Source organism: Hydrophilobacter chitinilyticus (assembly GCF_049860745.1).
Lineage (GTDB): Bacteria > Pseudomonadota > Gammaproteobacteria > Burkholderiales > Burkholderiaceae_C > Rhodoferax_B.
The window spans coordinates 3,829,050-3,846,393 of sequence record NZ_CP187561.1 but is presented as its reverse complement, the minus strand read 5'-3'; the positions used below and the strand labels follow the sequence as shown (position 1 = coordinate 3,846,393).

Annotated in this window: 17 protein-coding genes; 5 read left to right on the top strand and 12 right to left on the bottom strand. The window is 62.9% G+C overall.

The features are described 5' to 3' along the window. Positions 1 to 79: 79 nt before the first annotated feature. The 8 genes from dnaK to ACPWMG_RS17085 form a co-directional block, all read right to left on the bottom strand. The gene (dnaK, locus tag ACPWMG_RS17120; RefSeq protein WP_483300684.1) at positions 80 to 2,038 is read right to left on the bottom strand and encodes a molecular chaperone DnaK; all 1,959 of its coding nucleotides are present in this window, start codon (positions 2,036 to 2,038) and stop codon (positions 80 to 82) included. Between the two features lie 124 nt (positions 2,039 to 2,162). Continuing rightward, on the bottom strand, positions 2,163 to 2,720 hold the full coding sequence (gene grpE, locus ACPWMG_RS17115; protein WP_483300683.1) for a nucleotide exchange factor GrpE: 558 nt from the start codon (positions 2,718 to 2,720) through the stop codon (positions 2,163 to 2,165). Between the two features lie 193 nt (positions 2,721 to 2,913). After that, positions 2,914 to 3,267 carry an FKBP-type peptidyl-prolyl cis-trans isomerase gene (locus tag ACPWMG_RS17110; RefSeq protein WP_483300682.1) on the bottom strand — a complete coding sequence of 118 codons (354 nt, stop codon included), beginning with the start codon at positions 3,265 to 3,267 and terminating at the stop codon, positions 2,914 to 2,916. A 133-nt stretch (positions 3,268 to 3,400) separates the two neighbouring features. Beyond that, entirely contained in the window at positions 3,401 to 4,588 is a 1,188-nt protein-coding gene (locus tag ACPWMG_RS17105; protein WP_483300681.1) for a fumarylacetoacetate hydrolase family protein, read from the bottom strand. A 184-nt stretch (positions 4,589 to 4,772) separates the two neighbouring features. Next, positions 4,773 to 5,750 carry an aldo/keto reductase gene (locus tag ACPWMG_RS17100; RefSeq protein ID WP_483300680.1) on the bottom strand — a complete coding sequence of 326 codons (978 nt, stop codon included), beginning with the start codon at positions 5,748 to 5,750 and terminating at the stop codon, positions 4,773 to 4,775. Between the two features lie 13 nt (positions 5,751 to 5,763). Next, a complete protein-coding gene (locus ACPWMG_RS17095) occupies positions 5,764 to 6,531 on the bottom strand; it encodes an SDR family NAD(P)-dependent oxidoreductase (protein WP_483300679.1) in 768 nt (255 codons plus the stop codon). 2 nt (positions 6,532 to 6,533) lie between these two features. Further along, positions 6,534 to 7,508 (bottom strand): ABC transporter substrate-binding protein, encoded by a 975-nt coding sequence (locus tag ACPWMG_RS17090; RefSeq protein ID WP_483300678.1) that lies wholly within the window; start codon positions 7,506 to 7,508, stop codon positions 6,534 to 6,536. A 59-nt stretch (positions 7,509 to 7,567) separates the two neighbouring features. Then, complete coding sequence (locus tag ACPWMG_RS17085; protein WP_483300677.1) at positions 7,568 to 8,374, bottom strand: ABC transporter permease; 807 nt, start codon at positions 8,372 to 8,374, stop codon at positions 7,568 to 7,570. A gap of 131 nt (positions 8,375 to 8,505) precedes the next feature. Between ACPWMG_RS17085 and ACPWMG_RS17080 the strand changes: the two genes are divergently transcribed. The 5 genes from ACPWMG_RS17080 to ACPWMG_RS17060 are packed head-to-tail and all read left to right on the top strand — an operon-like array spanning position 8,506 to position 12,589. Beyond that, positions 8,506 to 9,315 carry an IclR family transcriptional regulator gene (locus ACPWMG_RS17080; RefSeq protein ID WP_483300676.1) on the top strand — a complete coding sequence of 270 codons (810 nt, stop codon included), beginning with the start codon at positions 8,506 to 8,508 and terminating at the stop codon, positions 9,313 to 9,315. Positions 9,316 to 9,370: 55 nt separating this feature from the next. Then, positions 9,371 to 10,174, top strand: coding sequence for an ABC transporter ATP-binding protein (locus ACPWMG_RS17075; protein ID WP_483300675.1), 804 nt, complete (start codon positions 9,371 to 9,373; stop codon positions 10,172 to 10,174). Beyond that, the gene (locus ACPWMG_RS17070; RefSeq protein WP_483300674.1) at positions 10,171 to 11,007 is read left to right on the top strand and encodes a fumarylacetoacetate hydrolase family protein; all 837 of its coding nucleotides are present in this window, start codon (positions 10,171 to 10,173) and stop codon (positions 11,005 to 11,007) included. Before ACPWMG_RS17075 ends, ACPWMG_RS17070 begins: the two co-directional genes overlap by 4 nt. After that, entirely contained in the window at positions 11,004 to 11,906 is a 903-nt protein-coding gene (locus ACPWMG_RS17065) for a fumarylacetoacetate hydrolase family protein (RefSeq protein WP_483300673.1), read from the top strand. The genes ACPWMG_RS17070 and ACPWMG_RS17065 overlap by 4 nt, the downstream gene beginning before the upstream one ends. Continuing rightward, positions 11,903 to 12,589 carry a hypothetical protein gene (locus ACPWMG_RS17060; RefSeq protein ID WP_483300672.1) on the top strand — a complete coding sequence of 229 codons (687 nt, stop codon included), beginning with the start codon at positions 11,903 to 11,905 and terminating at the stop codon, positions 12,587 to 12,589. Before ACPWMG_RS17065 ends, ACPWMG_RS17060 begins: the two co-directional genes overlap by 4 nt. 70 nt (positions 12,590 to 12,659) lie before the next feature. Here the strand turns inward: ACPWMG_RS17060 and ACPWMG_RS17055 are convergent, their stop codons facing one another. The 4 genes from ACPWMG_RS17055 to ACPWMG_RS17040 form a co-directional block, all read right to left on the bottom strand. Beyond that, positions 12,660 to 13,019 (bottom strand): winged helix-turn-helix transcriptional regulator, encoded by a 360-nt coding sequence (locus ACPWMG_RS17055; protein WP_483300671.1) that lies wholly within the window; start codon positions 13,017 to 13,019, stop codon positions 12,660 to 12,662. Positions 13,020 to 13,236: 217 nt separating this feature from the next. Beyond that, positions 13,237 to 13,695, bottom strand: coding sequence for a MarR family winged helix-turn-helix transcriptional regulator (locus ACPWMG_RS17050; RefSeq protein ID WP_483300670.1), 459 nt, complete (start codon positions 13,693 to 13,695; stop codon positions 13,237 to 13,239). Between the two features lie 39 nt (positions 13,696 to 13,734). Beyond that, positions 13,735 to 15,456 (bottom strand): acyl-CoA dehydrogenase family protein, encoded by a 1,722-nt coding sequence (locus ACPWMG_RS17045; protein ID WP_483300669.1) that lies wholly within the window; start codon positions 15,454 to 15,456, stop codon positions 13,735 to 13,737. 36 nt (positions 15,457 to 15,492) lie between these two features. After that, on the bottom strand, positions 15,493 to 17,220 hold the full coding sequence (locus ACPWMG_RS17040; RefSeq protein ID WP_483300668.1) for a tannase/feruloyl esterase family alpha/beta hydrolase: 1,728 nt from the start codon (positions 17,218 to 17,220) through the stop codon (positions 15,493 to 15,495). Positions 17,221 to 17,344 lie beyond the last annotated feature (124 nt).

The following is a 17,344-nucleotide window of genomic DNA, read 5'->3' as shown; positions in this document are numbered from 1 at the left end:
CAAACGCCGCACTAGGCCAGATGTTCTAGTGCGGCGGCGTAGCATGGGACGAGTCCGTTGCCAGTGGTTCAGTCAGGCCTTAGCCCTTCTTCACTTCCTTGACTTCTGCGTCCACCACGTTGTCATCGGCGGCTGGCTTGGCTGATGCAGATTCCGCGCCAGCCGATGCACCTGCGGCACCCGCAGCGCCGGCTTCGTCAGCGGCTTGCTTGGCCTGCATGTCGGCGTACATTTTCTCGCCCAGCTTTTGGCTAGCGGTCATCAGCGTGTTGGTCTTTTCTTCGATGGCGGCCTTGTCTTCACCCTTCAGGGCTTCTTCCAGGTCCTTCACCGCAGCTTCGATCTTTTCCTTCTCGCCGGCTTCGAGCTTGTCGCCGTATTCGGTCAGGTTCTTCTTCACGCTGTGCACGCTGGCTTCGCCTTGGTTACGGGCTTGCACCAGTTCGAGCTTCTTCTTGTCGTCGGCGGCATTGATTTCCGCGTCCTTCACCATCTTCTGGATTTCTTCTTCCGACAAACCGGAGTTCGCCTTGATGGTGATCTTGTTTTCCTTGCCCGTGCCCTTGTCCTTGGCGCCGACGTGCAAGATGCCGTTGGCGTCGATGTCGAACGACACTTCGATCTGTGGCGTGCCGCGCGCTGCTGGTGGGATGCCTTCGAGGTTGAACTCACCCAACAGCTTGTTGGTGGTGGCGATTTCGCGCTCACCCTGGAACACCTTGATGGTTACCGCAGGCTGGTTGTCGTCAGCGGTCGAGAACGTTTGGGCAAACTTGGTCGGGATGGTCGTGTTTTTGGCGATCATCTTGGTCATCACGCCGCCCAGGGTTTCGATGCCCAGCGACAACGGGGTCACGTCGAGCAGCAACACGTCCTTGCGGTCGCCAGACAGCACTTGGCCTTGAATGGCAGCGCCCACGGCCACGGCTTCGTCAGGGTTCACGTCCTTGCGCGGTTCCTTGCCGAAGAATTCCTTCACCTTCTCTTGCACCTTGGGCATGCGGGTCATACCGCCGACCAGGATCACGTCATGGATGTCACCCACGGACACGCCGGCATCCTTGATGGCGGTGCGGCAAGGGGCGATGGTGCGTTCGATCAGCTCTTCCACCAGGGCTTCGAGCTTGGCGCGGCTGAGCTTGATGTTCAAGTGCTTGGGACCGGTGGCATCCGCCGTCACGTAGGGCAGGTTGATGTCGGTAGCAGCGCTATTCGACAGTTCGATCTTGGCCTTTTCAGCGGCTTCTTTCAGGCGCTGCAGGGCCAGCACGTCTTTGCTCAGGTCAACGCCTTGTTCTTTCTTGAACTCGGCAATGATGTAGTCGATGATGCGTTGGTCGAAGTCTTCGCCGCCCAGGAAGGTGTCGCCGTTGGTGGACAACACTTCGAACTGCTTTTCGCCATCGACGTCTGCGATTTCGATGATGGACACGTCGAACGTGCCGCCGCCCAAGTCGTACACGGCGATCTTGCGGTCAGCCTTGTCTTGCTTGTCCAGGCCGAAAGCCAGAGCAGCAGCGGTAGGCTCGTTGATGATGCGTTTGACTTCCAGACCGGCAATGCGGCCAGCGTCCTTGGTGGCTTGGCGTTGTGCGTCGTTGAAGTAGGCCGGCACCGTGATCACGGCTTCGGTCACGGGTTCGCCGAGGTAGTCTTCGGCGGTCTTCTTCATCTTGCGCAGAATGTCGGCGGAGACTTGCTGGGCCGAGATCTTGTTGCCGCGCACTTCCACCCAGGCGTCGCCATTGTCGGCAGCGACGATCTTGTAAGGCATCAGGTCGATGTCCTTCTGGACTTCTTTTTCGGTGAACTTGCGGCCGATCAAACGCTTGACGGCGTACAGCGTGTTGGTGGGGTTGGTCACGGCCTGGCGCTTGGCGCTGGCGCCGACCAGCACTTCACCGTCTTCTTGGTAAGCGACGATGGAGGGGGTGGTGCGGGCGCCTTCGGAGTTCTCGATGACGCGCGAGGTGTTGCCTTCCATGACCGACACGCAGCTGTTGGTGGTGCCGAGGTCAATACCGATGATTCTTCCCATTTTTTTAACTCCTGAAATTTTTGAAAAATTGTGGGGCTGAACAATTCAGCCTATGTGCTTAACTTGTGGATAACTTCGAAGACTTCAAGTCGTTCAGAGAGGTTTTTCCAGCTTCAAAATAGATTTACTTGGGGGCACTGACCGTCACCAGGGCTGGACGCAGCACACGGTCGACGATGAGGTAGCCCTTTTGCAGCACGGTGACCACCGTGTTGGCGTCCAACTCGGACGGCACCATGCTGATGGCTTGGTGCTGGTGGGGGTCGAACTTGGTGCCGGCAGGCGGGTCGATCTGCACAACCTTGTTGCGCTCCAAGGCGCTCTTCAGTTGGCGCAGCGTGGCTTCGGCGCCTTCGCGGATTTGCTCAACCGTGCCGTTCTGGATGGCCAAGCCGGCTTCCAGACTGTCGGCCACGGGCAACAGGCTTTCGGCGAAGCTTTCCACGCTGAATTTGCGTGCTTTGGCGACTTCTTCTTCAGCGCGGCGACGGGCATTTTCCGCATCGGCCTTGGCGCGCAGAAACTGGTCGGCCAGATCGGCGCTTTTGGCTTTCAGCTCGGCCAATTCGGCTTGCGCCTGGGCCAAAGCTTCCACATCACTGGAGGCCAAACCGCTTTCGACCTCTTCAGGGATGGCGTTGGGATTGGGCTGGTGATAAGGATTGGATGTTGGTTCAGACATGCTTGTTAGTCGAAAAGTTGTAACGCTGCCCATACCTCGGGGCCAACCCCTTTAATTCAAGAGGGCTTTGGGCTGGATGAGCGTTTTTTGGTCGATTTACCCTGTTTGGGCAAGAAAACAGCCCCTAAACCGGCGTTTTTCGGGGTTTTGGGGCTGCTTTACGTGTGCGGCTCAAACCGCACGTGGGCGAACTTTAGCCTTGTACGTCGAGCAATTCAACGTCGAACTTCAGCGTGGCGTTGGGAGGGATCACACCGCCCGCGCCACGTGCGCCGTAGCCCAGGGCTGCGGGGATGATCAGCGTGCGGAAACCGCCCACCTTCATGCCGGCCACGCCTTCGTCCCAGCCCTTGATGACCATGCCAGCGCCCAGCGAGAACACGAATGGATCGTTGCGGTCTTTGCTGGAGTCGAACTTGGCGCCTTGCACGCCGTCGTTGTAGAGCCAGCCGGTGTAATGCACCTTGACGTTTTGGCCCTTGCGGGCTTCGGCGCCTTCGCCCACTTGTTTGTCTTCGTATTGCAGGCCGGATGCGGTGCTGTTCATCGGAATTCCTTGGTGAGATTGCTATTGAAACGGTAGCTGCTTGCGCACCGTGGGTGCGCAGAACAGGCCAAAAAACCGCTGAATTATGCCAGTAGCGACGCCGATCTCAGCAAAATCAAGCGCTTAGAGCCCCTTACAAGACTTTTCGCCGCGCCAAGTCGCGCATCAAGGCGCTGATGCCATAGGTCCACGGCTTCACCTTATCGCTGGTGTTGACGCGGTTGGCCAACTGGCCGAGTTGCGGTGTGGTCACTGTCACCACGTCGCCCACCACGTGGGTGAAGCCTTGACCGGGGCCGTGGCGGTCTTGCGTGGGCGCAAACATGGTGCCCAGGAAGAGCATGAAGCCGTCTGGGTATTGGTGGTTGGCACCGCTGGCCTGTTTGACCAGATCGAGTGGGTCGCGGCTGATCTGCGACAGGCTGCTGGCGCCATGCATGGTGAAGCCGGGCTTGCCGTCCACGGCTGGGCCGTCGACACGCATGGCCAGATCGCAGCGGCGCACGTCGTCGATGCTGAATTTGTCGTCAAACAAACGGATGAATGGGCCGATGGCGCACGAGGCGTTGTTGTCTTTGGCCTTGCCCAGCAGCAGCGCGCTGCGGCCTTCGAAGTCGCGCAGGTTGACGTCGTTGCCCAGCGCGGCGCCTTGCACCTGGCCTTTGCTGTTCACGGCCAACACAATTTCGGGCTCGGGGTTGTTCCACACGCTGCCCGGGTGGATGCCCACCTCCGCACCAATGCCCACGGCGCTGAGCACCGGCGACTTGGTGAAGATCTCGGCGTCCGGCCCAATGCCCACCTCAAGGTATTGCGACCACACGCCTTGCTGGATCAGCACTTCTTTCAAGGCCATGGCTTCTTTGGAGCCAGGCACCAGGCTGCGCAGGTTGTCGCCGATCACGGCCACCACGGCTTTTCGTACCGACTCGGCCTTACCGGCGTCGCCACGCGCTTGTTCTTCGATCACGCGTTCCAGCATCGAGGCGACAAACGTGACGCCCGAGGCCTTGATGGCCTGCAAGTCGTTGGGCGCCAGAAACCAGGGCAGGGCGGGGTTGCGGGCTTCTTCGGCCGAGTTGGCCAGTATGGCGGCGGTGTCGGCCAGGCGTTTGCCGGGCTGGGCGCGCACCAAGGCGGCGGGGTTGGCTTCTTCCAGCAGTTGGCTGGACGTGGCGGCAATGTGCTCCAGGCTGTAAATGCCGTCTGCCTGCACTTGCACCAGCACCGGGCCGGTGCCCTCGATCCAGATGCGGCCGATGAGCAAGGCTTGGGCGTGGTCGGCGGGAAGTGCTGCGGAGAGCGTCAAATGTTGCTGCATGAAATGTCTCGTTCCTATTGGGTGTTAGGTTTGTGTTGGTCTATGGCCGCTTCATGCCGTAGTGTGACGTTGCCGGGTTCATCTGCAATGAAGGTTTGGTAACGTTAAGCGGTCTTTTGATTATGCTGACTTTCGCGCGCGCCCTGGCGGCAAATCACAGCAGCGGCGCGGCGATGCTTTGGCTTCAGGCATCGCCATCGACGAGGGCACACCTATCGGCTGGCGACAGCACCACGTCGGCGGCGGTCAGCGAATCGTGCAACTGGTGCAGATGGCGTGGGCCGATCAACGCCAGCGCCGGCAGCGGATGGCTCAGCACATAGCCCAGCGCGATCTGTGTCGGCGTGAGCCCGCTACGCCGCGCCAGTTGCTGCACACGCTCGCGCCGTGCTAGGTTGACGGGGTTGGTGAACCAGCGTTGTGACTTGTCGTTGGCGGCGCCCGGGCCTTCGAGTGGGCGCGAGAAAAAGCCCTTGGCCTGGGCGGTATAGGCCATCACCGGAAATTGGTGTTGCTGGTAGCGCGCCAACTCGGCTTCATCCATCACCACGCGGGTGTCGTCTTCCTGCGCTTCAGCGCTCGATACCGCCAAACTCCATTGCAGCTGGCTGGCGCTCAGCTTGGGCAGGCCGTGTCGTTCGGCATAACGGTTGGCTGCCAGGATGCGCTCGGCCCGCCAGTTGGAGACGCCGAGCGCACGCACCGCGCCGGTGGCGGCCACGGCGGCGAGCATGTCCATGATGCGTTCTACGGGCTGGCTTTCGTCGTCGCGGTGCAGCCAGTAGAGGTCGATGCTGTCCACGCCCAGGGTTCGCAGGCTGAGGTCCAGGTCGCGCCGCACTTCTTCTAAATGCAAGCGGCTGGTGTGCATGTTCTCCAACGGTGGATGGCCGCCCTTGGTGGCGATCAACACGCGCTCGCGCAGGCCGGGGCGGTCGCGTAGCCACTCGCCCAGCGTGCGCTCGCTGGCGCCATGGCCGCCGGGCACCCAGTCGGCATAGAAGCGGGCGGTGTCTAGCATGTTGCCGCTGGCGGCCACATAGTCGTCGAGGATGCGGAACGATTCTTCGCGTGGCACGCCCGAGCCGAAGTAGTCGGTGCCCAGCACCAGGCGCGACACGTTGAGCGGGCCTTTCAGTCCTTGCAGTGCGATGGTTTGCATCAGGCTCTTGCTTTTAATAAGTGGCGCGGCCGCCCGAGAGGTCGAACACCGCGCCAGTGGCAAAGGCGCACTCGGCCGAGCACAGCCAGGCCACCTGGTCGGCCACTTCTTCGGCGGTCAAGAAGCGGCGCATCGGAATACGCGCCAGGATGGCGTCGCGGCGCTCGTCGGTCAGCGCATCGGCCATGGCGGTCATCACGGCGGCGGGGGTGACAGCGTTGACCAGAATGCCCTCGGTGGCCAACTCCTTGCCCAGCGTTTTGGTCAGCGCAATCAGCCCGGCCTTGGACGCGGCATAGGCGGCCGCTTGCGGCATGCCTTCCTTGGCCTGGATGCTCGACACATTGACGATGCGCCCGCGCCAGGCCGATGCGGGGTTCTTCAACATCAGTGGAATGACGGCGTGGCAGCATAAAAACGCGCCTACCAGGTTCACATCGAGCACCTTGCGGAACTGCGCCGGGCTGTGTTCCCAGGTGTTGGCCACCGGGCCCAGGATACCGGCGTTGTTGACCAGCGTGTCGATGTGGCCGAAGTGTGCGCGCGTGGTGGCGGCCGCAGCGGCCACCGAATCCTCGTTCGTCACGTCGACATGCTGCGCCAACACCCGCGGGCCCAGGCGCTGTGCCAGAGCTGCCGCGCCGCTGGTTTGCGCGTCCCACAGCGCGACGCTGGCCCCCGCGCCCCACAGGCGTTCGGCCATGGCCAGGCCGAGTCCGCCGCTGCCGCCGGTGATCACTGCGACGCGGCCCTTGAAGTCATACGCCAGCGCTGCGGCCATGTTTATTTGCCCACCAGTTGGTTGGTGTAGAAGGCGGTGACGGGCAGGTCGGTCTTGAGTTCCTGGTAGTCCTGGGCCATCTTGAGCGTGCGGCTCCAGTCGTCGGGGTTCATCCAGCCAATCGGTTGGCTCTCGCCGCCGGCGGCGCGTTGCAGCGTCAGACCGACCTTGAGTTGTTTGAGCGCCAGGTCTTTGTCCAGATCGGGCTTGATCTTGGCGATGGCGGCAATCGCTTCCTCAGGATTCTTCTCGGTATAGGCGATGGACTTTTGCGTGGCACGGATGAACTTCTGCACCAGCGCGGGGTTGGACTTGAGGGTGTCGGTGTGCACTGAGATCACCAGCCCCAGCGTGTTGGCGCCAATGTCGGCATAACCCAGGTTGGTGACGGCCAGGCCGCGCTGCGCCAAGATGAGCGACTGGTTTTCCAGCCCGCCGAGCATGGCGTCGACCTTCTTCTCCAGCATAGCGACGAGCTTGCCATTGCCGTCGACGCGCACGAAGTTGATCTTGTCGGCATTGAGCTTGTTGGCGCTGACGATGGACGGAAAGATCGACAGCCCGGCCTCGCCGGTGGTGGCGGCGACGGTTTTGCCTTCCAGGTCTTTGACAGTTTTGATGTTGGCGTCAGCGCGCGAGATGATGGCGAACGGCGTCTTGTTCATGATGCCCATCACCGCTTGCACGGGCGCGCCCTTGGCGGCCCCGGCGATCACGCTGCCACCGTCGCTCAAGGCAAAGGTGTCGGACTTGCTACCCACGATCTGGATCGCGCGGCCCGACCCCTGGCCCTCCCCAATCGTCAGGTCAATGCCTTCTTCTTTATAGAAGCCCTTGTCCACGCCCAGTTGGAAAAACGAGTGAAAGCCGTAGAGCAGCCAGTTCAGGCGCAGCGAGGCTTTTTCTTGTGCCATGGCGTGTCCGGCGCCCAGGGTCAGGGCTACGGCCAGGGCGGCGGTCTTCATGATCTTCTTCATACTTTTGTCTCCGGTTGGTTTTGTGGGAAAGTGAAGCGAGGAACGAAGGAAAAAGCGATTCAGTGCCCGTCGCCGGCGGGCGCCACGCCTTGTGGTTCGCGGCGCGAGATGTGCCAGGGAATGGTGAACATCTCGATCAACTCCACCAGGCCATACAGCGCCAGGCCCAGCACGCTGAGCACGATGATGGTGGCAAAGGTCATGGTGGTGTCGAGTGCGCCGTTGTACTCCAGCAGCAGAAAGCCCAGGCCTTTGTCCGATGCCACAAACTCGGCCACCACGGCGGCAGTGGACGACAGCGCGGCCGCCACCTTGAACCCGGTGAACAGCGTGGGCAGGGCGTGCGGCAGTTGGATCTTGAAGAAGGTGCGCAGGCGCGAGGCGCCGGTGGAGCGGGCCAGGTCCATGATGTCGGCGTCGACCGAGCGGAAGGCGGTAATGGCCGAGACCACCACCGGAAAGAACGACAGCAAAAACACCAGCAACACCTTGGGCATCAAGCCAAAGCCAAACCAGATGATGAACAGCGGCGCCACGGCGATCTTCGGAATGATCTGGAAGAACACCAGCAGCGGGTAGAGCGTGCGCTCCAGCGTGCGCGAGAAGGCGATGCCCAGCGCAATCAACACGCCCAACACCACGGCGGCCACAAAACCCAGCACCATGGGTTGCAAGGTGTAGAGGCTGGCGTCGACCAGGCGCGGGAACTTGGCGATCAGGCTGGTGATGATGAGGCTGGGGGCCGGCAGGATGTAGGGCTTGATGCCCGTGCCCATGCAAAACAACTGCCAGGCCAGCAAGAAGCCACCAAAGGTCAGCACCAGGCGCACGGCCTGTTGGTAGCGCCCAAACATTCGCAAATTCATGTTGTCTCCGTCTTGTGGGCTGCTCTTGCGGCGCCCGGTTTTTTTGTGGTCGCTGTGCTCCGTGTGGTTTGACAGCGGCCTGCGGTTTTGTTAATGTAACGTCATTCCAATAAAAAAACAATTCCAACAAAATGCGACTTGTCAAAGGATTACTCGACCGCTGCCTGGAGGCGCTGGAGCTGCTCGCCGCCCATCCCGAGTGGCTGCGGCTGTCGGACATTGCGCAGCAACTCGACCTGCAAAACGGCCCGACGCACCGCTTGCTGGCCAACTTGGTAGAGCAGGGCTGGGTAGAACAGCAGCCCACGACCGATCGCTACCGGCTCAGCCTGAAGCTGTCGTTGCTGGGCCAGCAATACCTGTATGGCACGGGCCTGCCTGGCCTGGTGCAGCCGGTGATCGACGGCGTGGCGCGGCAATGCAAAGAACTGGTGCGCCTGACCGTGGTCGATGGCGACCGTCTGCGCTGGTTCGCCTCGTCGCAAGGCGCGGCGCCGGGCCTGATGTACCAGCCGTCGATGTCGGGGGACATCATCTTGCACGCCACGGCCAACGGCAAAGCCTGGCTCGCCAGCCAGACCGACGAACAAGCGCTGCAGCACGCCATGCGCGCCGGCTTTGCGCAAGACGGCGCTGCCGCCATTGCGGGCGGCCCGCGCGTGGTGCGCACCGTGGCGGCGTTGTTGGAGACGCTGCAACAAACACGCGAGCGCGGCTACGGCCTGGCGGTCGAAGAGGCCGAGCCCGGCGTCAGTGCCCTGGCCGTGGTGGTGCGCAATGCCAGCGACCAGGTCGTGGGCACCATGAGCATCGCCGGGCCGTGTTTGCGCCTGAGCCCCGAGCGTTATGCCGATTGTGTGGCGCACCTTGCCGCCGCCGCGCAGACCTTGCGCATGGTGTGGCCGCGCAGCGAGGGGCTACCGGCCACGCTCGCGGCTTAGCGCGACTTCAGCATTCCCCAGATTCGGTTGGATAAAAGAGAAAAAGGAGACAAGTTTGCTGGGCATCAACATTCAACAGGTCACCAAGCGCTACCAGCGCGGCGGGACCGAAACCACGGCGCTGCAGGGCATTGACCTGCAGGTGCAGCCGGGGGAGTTCATTGCCGTGGTGGGGCCTTCGGGCTGTGGCAAGTCCACGCTCATGCGGCTGGTGGCGGGGCTGCATGGCGTCAGCAGCGGCAGCATTGAGGTCAACGGCCAGGCCGTGACCGGCCCGGTGAGCGACGTGGGCATCGTGTTCCAAAGCCCGGTGCTGCTGGAGTGGCGCAATACCTTGCAAAACGTGCTGTTCCAGGCCGACATGCGCGGCCTCAACGTCAATGAGTACAAAGACCGCGCCATGCAGTTGCTGGAGCAGGTCGGCCTGCAAGACTTTGCCGACCGCTACCCGCACGAGCTGTCGGGTGGCATGCGCCAGCGGGCATCGATTGCGCGCGCCTTGCTGCACAACCCGCCGCTGCTGTTGATGGACGAGCCCTTTGGTGCGCTGGATGCGCTCACGCGCGAGCAGGTGCGGCTGGATCTGGAAAAACTCTGGATGACGACCAAGAAGACTGTGCTGTTCATCACCCACAGCGTGGACGAGGCCGTGTTGCTGGCCGACCGCGTGCTGGTGATGTCGGCCCGGCCCGGCAAGATCGACCGCGAACTCAAGATCGACCTGCCGCGTGCACGCGGCCTGGAGGCGCGGCGCGACCAGCGCTTCTTCGATGCCTGCGACGAGATCAACGAGATATTTTTCAGCAAGGGTGTGCTGTCACGCGAAGTGGTGGCTGAAGTGAAGGCGCGAGCAGCATGACCAACGAATCTCTAGATCACCATTCTCAAGACAACGGTTGGTCTGCCGACATGGCCAACCAAGCCGCGCAGATCTTGCTAGCACGTCGTTATGCGCGCAGCCTGGGCGGACGCTTGCCCGAGGTCTGCCGTCCGCGTACCCTGGCGCAAGGCTGGCAGGTGCAGCAACTGGTGGCCCAGGCCTGGCCGGATGAAGTAGCTGGCTGGAAGTGCGGCCTGCCCACACCAGGCAAGCTGGTGGCCGGGCCCATCTTTCGCCGCGACGTGCAGACCCTGGCATTGGGTGATACCGCGGTAGCTTTGCGTGGCGTTGCCGCAGGGGCTGACAGCTGCCGCTTTGAACAAGAGATTGGCTTTGTGATCGCGCACGACTTGCCACCGCGCGCCGAGCTCTACAGCCCAGCCGAAGTGGATGCCGCCATCAGCCACGCTTGCTGCGCGATCGAGGTGGTGGGTGGCCGCTACACCGCCGAGGCCGCAGCCGAGGCGGTTTTCCCCGAGCTGCTGGCCGATGGCTTGTTCAATTCCGGCCTGCTGCTCGGGCCTGCGTTCAACGAACGGCCCTGGCGCCCGTTCGATTTGGCCTTCACGGTGAACGGCCAACACTCGACGCACGCCGCACGCAACGCCGACGGCGAGCCGCGCCCTGGTCTGTACTGGCTAGCTAACTATTTGCGCGAGAACGGCCTGGGCTTGAAAGCGGGGCAGGTGGTCATCACCGGTTCGATGGCGGGTGTGCCGACCTGGCCGGCCGCCACACGCGTCCAGGTGCAGTACGACGCGCAAGACGCATTTGATTTTTCGTTCACGATTCCAAAGGAGACAAGCACATGAGATTGGTACGTTATGGGGCGCAAGGCGCCGAGAAGCCGGGCCTGCTGGACGCACAAGGCCGCATCCGCGATTTGTCGGGCCAGGTGCCCGACATTGCCGGCAACGTGCTCGGCCCCGAAAGCCTGGCGCGGCTGCGTACGCTCGACCCCAACGCGCTGCCGCTGGTGCCCGAAGGCGTGCGCCTGGGCGCTTGTGTGGGTCAGGCGCAGAACGTGGTGTGTATCGGCCTGAACTACTCGGATCACGCCGCCGAGACCAACTCGCCCATTCCCGGTCAGCCCATCGTGTTCAACAAACACACCAGCGCATTGAGCGGCCCGAACGACGCGGTGCTGCGTGCGCCCGGCTCGGTCAAGCTGGACTGGGAGGTGGAGCTGGGCATCGTCATCGGCCAGCCTACTTGGAACGTGAGCCAGGCCGACGCGCTGCAGCATGTGGCGGGCTACTGCCTGGTGAACGATGTGTCGGAGCGTGCGTTCCAGACCGAGTTTGAAGGCCAGTGGACCAAGGGCAAGAGTTACCCCACACATTGCCCCATCGGCCCGTGGCTGCTCACGCGCGACGAAGTGCCCGACGTGCAAAACCTGTCGATGTGGCTGGACGTGAACGGCCAGCGCCGCCAGACCGGCAACACACGCACCATGATCTTTGGCGTGGACGTGATCGTCAGCTACCTCAGCCGCTTCATGGCGCTGATGCCCGGCGACGTGATCCCCACCGGCACGCCGCCGGGTGTGGGCTTTGGTTTCAAGCCGCCGATCTTCTTGAACAACGGTGACGTCATGACGCTGGGCATCGAAGGCCTGGGCGAGCAACGCCAAGAGGTCGTGCCCTACAGCGATGCGGTGAGTGAGGCCTGGGCAGCGCGTGTATTGAATGCACGTGGGGAGGCCGCATGAGTCTGGCCGGCCTGGGCGTGGTGGCCATTTGGCACAACCTGCTGCCCGAGGCCAAGCCCAACTTCTACGAATGGCACAACCGCGAGCACATGCCCGAGCGCGCCGGCATTCCCGGCTTTCTGCGCGGGCGCCGCTACATCGCGCTGCAGGGCGCGCCTGAATACTTCAACCTGTACGAGGCGCAAAGCCCCGAGGTGGTGGGCGGGCAGGACTACCTCAACCGGCTGAACGCCCCCACACCGTGGACGCAGGCTTCGGTGACGGCGTTCCGCGACGTCTCGCGTTCCATCTGCCGCGTGGACTACACTGGCGGCGTGGGCCAGGGGGGTACCATCGCCACGCTGCGTTTCGACGTGGCGTATGAACAACGCGAGGCCGTGGCGCGGCACTTGCGCCAGCAGGTGTTGCCAGCATTGCTGGAGGCGCCGGGCATTGTGGGCGCGCACCTGTGTCTGGCCGATGTGGAAGGCAGCCAGGTGCTGACGGCCGAGAAGAAGGCACGCGCCAACGCCACTCTTGTGCCCGCCTGGGTGGTGCTGGTGGAGGGCAGCCATGCGGCCGCGCTGGCGGGTGTCACGCCCGGTCTGCAGGCCGTGCTGGCACAGTCGGGGGCTGGCGACAGCGAGTTGTCGGTTTACCAGTTGGAGTACACGCGCTGCAAAACGCCTTGGGCGGCTGGCTGAATTGAGCGGTTGGCCCCATGCAAAAAGCGACCCGCAGGTCGCTTTTTTTTGTCGACGTAAGAGTGGGCTATCAGGCCGAGCTACTGGGGCTGGCTGGGCTGGCGGGCTCAGCCGCTGCGGCTTCAGCCTTTTTGGCGCGGCTGGCGACCCATTTGCCAGCAAAGGCTTGCAGGTCATTCAGGCGTTTGAGCAAGTCCATACCTGAAGGGGTGAGGCTGTAGCCGTCAGAGCCGTGGGTCAGCAACTCGGCTTCGCGCAGCTCTTTGATGCGGGTGTTCAGCGTGTTGGGTGTGATGCCACCCACGCTGTCTTGCAGCAGCCGAAAAGTTTGGGCGTGGCCATCACGCAGCGACCACAAAACGCGCAGCGCATAGCGGCATTCCAGCAAGGCCAGCAGCTGGTGAATGGCGACGTTTTCTTTGGAACTCATGATCGGCTCTCCTCGAGACATTTATTGGTTATGCGGCTTGGGGCCGGGGGGCTGGCCCATGCGGGGGCGGCAGTCCTTTGCTAGGCGGGCCTTCAGCGAGACATCTAGCGTGACAACAAGACGAGCGAACAACTATATCGCAAAATTTGTTTTGCTACTAGTTTCATAGCGAGTGTTGCGCGGATCATATGTTGTAGCCGCGAAACTGGCCGTCACTTCAGCGGTAAATCTTCTGTAAAAGCCGGATGAGCGTTTTGCGCTCCGCCACGCTCAGGCGCGAGGTGGCCTCGATTTCCAGATTGGCAGCGGTCTCTTCCGCCTGGCGCAGGAGTTCGGTGCCAACGGGTGCCAGATGCAGCCCCGTGGCGCGTCCATCATGCGGGTGGGGCAGGCGGGTGATGAGCTCGCGTTTGTCCAGCCCGGCGATGATGCCGACCAGATTGGGTGGCAGGATGCTCAGTGCGCTGCACAACTGGCGCGAAGTGATGCCGGGGTTGTGGCCAATCAGCGACAAAACCGAGAAGTCGACGATGCGTAGGTCGTACACCGCCATCTTTTGCATGAACAGCTCCACGATGCTCAGCGCCGCACGGCGGGTGTTGTAACCCATCAGGCTTTCGAGAAAGCTGGTGTCTACGGTCTCCACATGGGGCGTCGCTTGGGTGTCGGTGTTCATAGGTGAATTGTGCCAGTCAGATGGGCACTTTCGTCCACCTCAATGCCCCAGGGTTTGTGCTGGGAGCTGCAGTCGGATGCGCCTCAGATGCATCTCCAGCATGGGCAGGATGCGTTGTTGCAAAGCCACGGCGGGCACCTGCCAGCGTGGGGTGTCGGCGCCTGGTGTCTTGCCAATCTGCGCCCAGGCCCAAGCCAGAAGTACCAGTGCCACCAGTTGCAAAAAGTCGTCGGCCACGGCGTAGGGCAGGCGGGCATCGGCACCGGCGGCCAGGTGGATTTGCGTGGCCAGATAACGCAGCTCGGCCATGCGGCGCAGCACTTCGGCGTCCAGCGAACGGCTGGCGTCCAGCTCTTTGCGCAGCGACAGCAGCAAGGCCGCCAGCGCCTGGCCGCCATCGGGCAGCACTTTGCGCACCAGCAGGTCGATGGCCTGGATCTCGTTCGTGCCTTCATAAATCATGGGTACACGCGCGTCGCGCACGATTTGTTCAATGCCCCATTCGCGCACATAGCCGTGGCCGCCAAACACCTGCAGGCATGCGCTGGCGCCCGCGAAGGCTTGCGCGGTGCAGGCCGCCTTCAGCACCGGCGTGACCAGGCTGCACCAGTTCTTGGCTTGCTCGCGGCGTGCGGCGTCGGGGTGGTGCTTGGCCAGATCGAGTTCTACGCCGGTGCGGTAGGCCAGTACACGGCCACCGTCGATCCAGGCGCGTTGGGTGTCCAGAATGTGTTGCATGGCCGGGTGTTCGGCAATCAGGTCGGGCTCGCTGGTTTTGGGCAGGCCGTCGATGCGCGGCGCGCGCATTTGCCGCCGCTCCTGCGCATAGGCATGCGCCTTCTGCCAAGCCGCGTCCAGCAGGCCAATGCCTTGCAGCGCCACGTGTACGCGTGCCGCGTTCATCATCACAAACATGGCGTTGAGCCCGGCGCCGGGCGCGCCGATGATCCAGCCGGTGGCTTCGTCAAAACGCATCACACAGGTGGGGCTGCCGTGCAGGCCCATTTTTTCTTCGATGCGCTCGCACACCACGGTGTTGCGCGTGCCATCGGGCAAAACCTTCGGCACCAAAAACAGCGACAAACCTTTGGGGCCGGGCGGTGCGTCGGGCAGGCGCGCGAGCACCAGGTGAACGATGTTCTCGGTCAGGTCGTGTTCGCCGCCAGAGATGAAAATCTTCGTGCCGCTTAACGTGTAGCGCTCGTCGGCTTGTGGCGTGGCGCGGGTGCGCACCAGGCCCAGGTCGCTGCCGGCGTGCGGCTCGGTCAGGCACATGGTGGCCAGCCATTCGCCGGTGGCCACTTTCTCTAAGTAACGCGCCTGCAACTCAGGGCTGGCGTGGTGCTTCAGGCATTCGTAGGCGCCGTGCAGCAGGCCCGGCGCCATGGTCCAACCGTGGTTGGCCGCGCTGAGCATTTCAAACAACACGCCTTCCAGCACCCAGGGCAGGCCCTGGCCGCCATGGGCGGTGTCGCAGGCCAGCGCGGGCCAGCCGGCTTGCCAGAAGGCGCTGTAGGCTTCGCGGAAACCGGGCGGTGTGGTCACGCGCCCGGCTTCAAATGTGCAACCCACCTCGTCGCCCACGCGGCTGAGCGGCGCCACTTCATTCGCCACAAACTTCGCCGCTTCTTCCAGTACCTGCTGCAGCAGCGCGGGGTCGGCGTCGGCAAATGCGGGCAGGGCCTGCAACTGCTGGGGCGCCTGCAGCATGTCGTGCAGGATGAACTGGATGTCGGCAAGGTTCGGGCGGTAAGTGGTCATGCTTAAAAGTGTGGAACAGATGGGCGAAGGGTAATGCTATTTACAGCTGAAGTTGGCGGCGTCGTTCACGTCACCACTGCCGTTGTAGCGCGCCACCTTGGGGTAGGCGCACAGTGGACGGCTGCGGTTGGCAGCCCAGCCTGAAGGCAGGTCGGCGTTGGCACCAGCAGCGTTGCCGGCACCGCGTGCGTTAGCGGTCACGGCGTCAGGTGCCTGGCCTTTTTCAACCCAGTTGACCAGCGGGGTCAGCATGTCGAACTGGTCAGTGGCGGGGCCGCCGCTGCAGTGGTTCATGCCGGGCACGCGGTAGAAGCGGGCGAAATTGCTGGCGTTGGACGAGTAAGTGCTGCGCAGGGTCTCGTACCAGGCGGTGGAGTCGTCGCTGGAGAAGATCGGATCAGCCGTGCCGTGGTACAGCATGACCTTGGCGCCACGGTTGCGCAGTGTCGTCAGGTCCGATGGGTTGGGCGGCAGCATGAACGACATCGCGCTCTCGGTGTACAGCGTGCTGGTGGCGCTGACGGAAGTGAGCATGTTGTCCAGGTTGCCCGTCAAAGCCAGCAGTGGGCCGTTGAACGTGGCGGTCGGGGTGGGCGGCACGCCCCAGATCTGGCCGACACCACCGGAGTCGAGCACCAGCGGCGCGGTGAACTTCCAGAACGCCCAGCCACTGGTGTCCAGACCTGCATCGTACGGAAAGCTGTTGTAGATCTTCTTGCCGGTGGCCGTGGTGGCGCCGCTGAAGAGCCCGGCGATGGCGGTCTTCTGCGCGCTGCTGAGGCAACTGCCGTCGCGTGCACCGGAGCAGGTGGACACGTCGCGTTCCAGGTTGAAGGCGGCCTGGCAGGCGCCGGTGTCTTGCACCAGGCCATCGGTGGCGCCGTCGAGTGCATCACACTTGTTCAACACCGCTTTGCTGACGAGCGCGCGCTCGGCGGTGGTAAAGCCGGTGGAGAGGTCGCTGCTGCTGGTGGCGAGCTTGGCGTATTGCTGTGCCCCGGCAATGTTGGCAATGGCTGCCAGCGGCAAGCGGTAGCCCGGATCGCCCACCAAGAAACCATCGTATTGCGACGCGTAACGCGATGCGGCCACCATGGTGTGGCGCCCGCCGTTGGAACAGCCGCCGATGTACGAGCGGTCTGGCGCTTTGCCATAGGCCGTCTGTATCAAGCCCTTGGCCATGGGGGTGAGTTTGCCCACGGCCTGGTAGCCGTAGTCCAACCGCGCTTGCGGGTCGATGCCAAAGCCCGAGCCGATGCTGGCGGCGTGGCCGGCATCCGAGCTGACCACGGCAAAGCCCATGTTCAATGCGTTGTCGAGCGCAGCGCCGCCGTTGATGCCGCCGGTGGCGGTGACGACGTTGCCGTCGATGCCGCCGTTGGCCTGGTAGAAGAAGCGGCCGTTCCAGTCGTTCGGCAGGCGCATCTCAAAACCAATGGCGTAGGGCAAATTGTCGACCGGCCCAACGCGTTCAAACATCTTGCCGGTGACGAGGCAGTGTGCTCGCACCGGTTTGCCGGCGACGGTGAGTGTGCCGGCGGCCACGGTTTGTGCCGCCGTGACGCTGGTGTTGGCGAAGGTGAATTTGCTCGCCAGGTCGGTACAGGACTGCAGCGCGGCCGCCGTGGCCACGCTGAGTTGCGGCAGCGGCGTATCGAGCAACCCACCCGCATCGCCGCCTCCACCACACGCCGCCAGGAACGGGGCGGCAAGGGCTGAGGCCAGGATCCAGCGCGTGGAAACGCTGTGGTAGGGAACGTGCATGTTTGACTCCTCTCGAATGGTTTTAGATCTACTGACTTGCACACATCACGGGAACTGACGAGAACACACGGAAGCACAGGAAACGCCGGAACGCACCGGAATAGGTTGACGCCGTTGCTGCAGG

What these genes read in the sequence shown, in the direction of transcription:
- dnaK (WP_483300684.1), bottom strand. Translation starts at nt 2,038, where the DNA reads ATGGGAAGAATCATCGGTATTGACCTCGGCACCACCAACAGCTGCGTG.
- grpE (WP_483300683.1), bottom strand. Translation starts at nt 2,720, where the DNA reads ATGTCTGAACCAACATCCAATCCTTATCACCAGCCCAATCCCAACGCC.
- ACPWMG_RS17110 (WP_483300682.1), bottom strand. Translation starts at nt 3,267, where the DNA reads ATGAACAGCACCGCATCCGGCCTGCAATACGAAGACAAACAAGTGGGC.
- ACPWMG_RS17105 (WP_483300681.1), bottom strand. Translation starts at nt 4,588, where the DNA reads ATGCAGCAACATTTGACGCTCTCCGCAGCACTTCCCGCCGACCACGCC.
- ACPWMG_RS17100 (WP_483300680.1), bottom strand. Translation starts at nt 5,750, where the DNA reads ATGCAAACCATCGCACTGCAAGGACTGAAAGGCCCGCTCAACGTGTCG.
- ACPWMG_RS17095 (WP_483300679.1), bottom strand. Translation starts at nt 6,531, where the DNA reads ATGGCCGCAGCGCTGGCGTATGACTTCAAGGGCCGCGTCGCAGTGATC.
- ACPWMG_RS17090 (WP_483300678.1), bottom strand. Translation starts at nt 7,508, where the DNA reads ATGAAGAAGATCATGAAGACCGCCGCCCTGGCCGTAGCCCTGACCCTG.
- ACPWMG_RS17085 (WP_483300677.1), bottom strand. Translation starts at nt 8,374, where the DNA reads ATGAATTTGCGAATGTTTGGGCGCTACCAACAGGCCGTGCGCCTGGTG.
- ACPWMG_RS17080 (WP_483300676.1), top strand. Translation starts at nt 8,506, where the DNA reads ATGCGACTTGTCAAAGGATTACTCGACCGCTGCCTGGAGGCGCTGGAG.
- ACPWMG_RS17070 (WP_483300674.1), top strand. Translation starts at nt 10,171, where the DNA reads ATGACCAACGAATCTCTAGATCACCATTCTCAAGACAACGGTTGGTCT.
- ACPWMG_RS17065 (WP_483300673.1), top strand. Translation starts at nt 11,004, where the DNA reads ATGAGATTGGTACGTTATGGGGCGCAAGGCGCCGAGAAGCCGGGCCTG.
- ACPWMG_RS17060 (WP_483300672.1), top strand. Translation starts at nt 11,903, where the DNA reads ATGAGTCTGGCCGGCCTGGGCGTGGTGGCCATTTGGCACAACCTGCTG.
- ACPWMG_RS17055 (WP_483300671.1), bottom strand. Translation starts at nt 13,019, where the DNA reads ATGAGTTCCAAAGAAAACGTCGCCATTCACCAGCTGCTGGCCTTGCTG.
- ACPWMG_RS17050 (WP_483300670.1), bottom strand. Translation starts at nt 13,695, where the DNA reads ATGAACACCGACACCCAAGCGACGCCCCATGTGGAGACCGTAGACACC.
- ACPWMG_RS17045 (WP_483300669.1), bottom strand. Translation starts at nt 15,456, where the DNA reads ATGACCACTTACCGCCCGAACCTTGCCGACATCCAGTTCATCCTGCAC.
- ACPWMG_RS17040 (WP_483300668.1), bottom strand. Translation starts at nt 17,220, where the DNA reads ATGCACGTTCCCTACCACAGCGTTTCCACGCGCTGGATCCTGGCCTCA.